This window comes from Vibrio genomosp. F10 str. 9ZD137 (genome assembly GCF_049974785.1).
Classification (GTDB): domain Bacteria; phylum Pseudomonadota; class Gammaproteobacteria; order Enterobacterales; family Vibrionaceae; genus Vibrio.
The window spans coordinates 1-1,937 of the sequence record NZ_JBNGCJ010000826.1 but is presented as its reverse complement, the minus strand read 5'-3'; the positions used below and the strand labels follow the sequence as shown (position 1 = coordinate 1,937).

The 1,937-nt window shown below is 45.4% G+C and carries 2 protein-coding genes and 1 pseudogene; all 3 read left to right on the top strand.

Annotation, left to right across the window (positions count from 1 at the left end; all coding sequences use genetic code 11):
• On the top strand, positions 1-848 hold an 848-nt coding region (gene rsmH, locus ACP45E_RS18855; RefSeq protein WP_069585428.1), incomplete at its 5' end, for a 16S rRNA (cytosine(1402)-N(4))-methyltransferase RsmH.
• A 5-nt stretch (positions 849-853) separates the two neighbouring features.
• On the top strand, positions 854-1,171 hold the full coding sequence (gene ftsL / locus ACP45E_RS18850; protein ID WP_017035521.1) for a cell division protein FtsL: 318 nt from the start codon (positions 854-856) through the stop codon (positions 1,169-1,171).
• Positions 1,168-1,937: pseudogene (locus ACP45E_RS18845) on the top strand (peptidoglycan glycosyltransferase FtsI); the annotation flags it as partial. The gene ftsL and the pseudogene ACP45E_RS18845, both read left to right, overlap by 4 nt.

Here is a 1,937-nt window from a genome sequence, read left to right as displayed (position 1 = left end):
GCGGCCATAGCCGAACCATTCTATCTAAGTTGGGAGAAAATGGTCGTTTATTCAGTATTGATAGAGATCCACAAGCGATTGCTGAAGCGAAGAAAATTGATGATCCTCGTTTTACTATTATTCATGGCCCATTTTCAGGGATGGCAGAATATGCCGAACGTTATGATTTAATAGGAAAGGTGGATGGTGTTTTGCTTGATTTAGGCGTGTCATCGCCTCAACTGGACGATGCCGAACGTGGCTTTAGTTTTATGAAAGATGGCCCCCTCGATATGCGTATGGATCCCACCGCCGGTATTTCTGTGGCTGAATGGATCCTCAGTGCGGATTTAGACGACATTACTTGGGTTATTAGAGAGTTTGGGGAAGACAAACATGCTCGTCGTATTGCTAAAGCGATCGTCGCACATCGTGATGACGAAGAGAAAGAACCGCTCAATCGAACCAGTCAGTTAGCGAAATTGATCTCTGAAGCTGCACCGAAGAGCTTCAAAGAGAAAAAACATCCTGCGACTCGTGCATTCCAAGCTTTTCGAATTTATATCAACAGTGAGTTAGAAGAGATCGATACCGCGCTGAAAGGTGCTGCGAGTATTCTTGCACCACAAGGTCGTTTATCTGTGATCAGTTTTCACTCATTAGAAGATCGTATGGTGAAACGTTTTATTCGTAAAGAGAGTAAAGGCCCTCAAGTCCCTCATGGTATTCCTTTAACTGAAGCGCAAATCAGTGCTTTGGGCTCCGCAGATTTGAAGCCGATTGGCAAAGCCAATAAGCCAAGTGAAAGTGAGGTAGAACAAAACCCTCGTTCACGCAGTTCAGTATTACGTATCGCAGAAAAACTGTAACGATAATGAGCAGTCGCACACCTAATTTAGCTAAGCTTATCGTCACCGATTTATTGGGTGTTGGTCGGTTGCCTTTGTTGATGCTTGTCTTAATATTTATTAGTGCGATGGGGGTGGTGTTCATTACGCATCACTCCCGACAATCCATATCTGATAAAAACACCATGTTGATCTATAGAGAACAGTTAGCCAATGAGTGGCGAAACCTTATTTTGGAAGAAACGGCATTAGCGGAACATAGCCGAGTGCAAGAAATGGCAAAGCAAGAGCTAGAGATGCGCCGCCCTGATGCTGATAAAGAAGTGATCATTAATCTACAATGAAAACGAAAAAGAGTTCGGTCTCCCCTAAGCCCACCAAATCTAAGTCCGCTAAATCTAAGCCCAAAACGGATGCTCCTTTGTTGATCCGTTGGCGCTTTTATCTATTGCTGGTTTGCGTTGTTGCCTGCTTTTCTGTTTTGGTGGCTCGTATTGGTTACATTCAAGTGATTGAACCTGATAACTTGATCCGACAAGGTGATCTGCGCACCGTGAGAGCTAAGACGATTCATTCCGCGCGTGGAATTATTTCCGATCGTAATGATGAACCGCTCGCTGTAAGCGTACCTGTCGAGGCAGTCTGGGCTGATCCTGTGGCTATTTTTAAGGGCAAAGGGCTCGAAGACCTTGATCGATGGCACGCATTGGCCGACGTCCTCGGACTTGATCGTCAAAGCTTGGTTAAGAAAATTAAGAGTAATGACAAGCGTCGATTTATCTATCTTCAGCGGCAAGTCAGCCCTGCAATGGCCAATTATATTCGTGAGCTCAAGCTACCCGGTGTTGGGCTAAAGTCGGAATCAAGAAGGTACTACCCAGCAGGTGAGGTTAGTGCTCACTTAGTTGGTGTGACTGGCATCGATGGTCACGGTTTAGAAGGGGTAGAACGAAGCTATGACAAGTGGCTGACCGGTGAGGCTGGCAAACGAATTATCCGTAAAGATCGCTATGGACGCGTGGTTGAAAATATATCGCTAGAAGAGCATGAAGAAGGAAAACCTTTAGAGCTCACCATCGATCAGCGCTTACAGGCTATTTCCTACCGAGC